General features: G+C 68.8%; 1 protein-coding gene. It reads right to left on the bottom strand.

Annotated features, from left to right (window positions below; all coding sequences use genetic code 11):
* Positions 1 to 660, bottom strand: a 660-nt coding sequence (locus RM572_RS28650) for an alpha/beta hydrolase family esterase (protein WP_311676290.1), incomplete at its 3' end; no start/stop codon positions are given.
* Positions 661 to 756 lie beyond the last annotated feature (96 nt).

Genomic DNA, 756 nt, shown 5'->3' with positions numbered 1-756 from the left:
GTCCACCATCGCCGGCCCGGACACCACGGTGCTCCCTCCGCCACGCCCCGTCATCGGTCCCCCGTCGAACGGCACGACGGGGTCGGCCGTCCCATATGTGGCGAGCACCGAAACAGGCCTCGACGGATTGCAGCCCACATTCGTCCCGAGCGTGCCGGCGACCGGGGCGATCGCGGCGAACAGGTCGGCGCGATCACACGCCAGCCGGTTGGCCATGAACCCGCCCGCCGACAGGCCCGTGGCATACACCCGTCCTCTCGGGATGCCGTTCTCCGCCACCAGACGATCGACGAGGGTCGCGATGAACCCGACATCGTCGACCCCTTGACGGTCCGGCACCGAGGCGCCGCGGCCGTCAGCCCAGCTGTAATCGATGCCGTCGGGGTACACCACGGCGAACCCATAGGCGTCTGCCACCGCGTCGTAATGGGTGAGCGCCGCCTGGTCGGCTCCGGTCGCACCGGCGGCATGCAGGTTGACGACCAGCCCGGAGGGCGGGCCTCCGGCAGGTAGATGGAGCCGATACGTACGCATCGTGCCGCCGTAGTCGATCTGCGCCGACGGTACGGGTACCGCCGACGCCGGCGCGGCCGTGAACCACGAGAGCACGACAAGTGCGGCGGATACCAGCGCTCTGAGACGTCCCGGCGTGAAAAGCACTGGCGCAGAGTAGGTATCACGGGCGAACTTTCGGGCAACGCCACGTGACCTACCGGAGAAGATCCCCCCGGCACCCGTCGTGATCCACTTCCATGT

The organism is Streptomyces hazeniae (assembly GCF_031845485.1).
Lineage (GTDB): Bacteria > Actinomycetota > Actinomycetes > Streptomycetales > Streptomycetaceae > Streptomyces > Streptomyces hazeniae.
The sequence above is the reverse complement of the archived record's forward strand: the minus strand, read 5'-3'. Positions and strand labels throughout refer to the sequence as shown.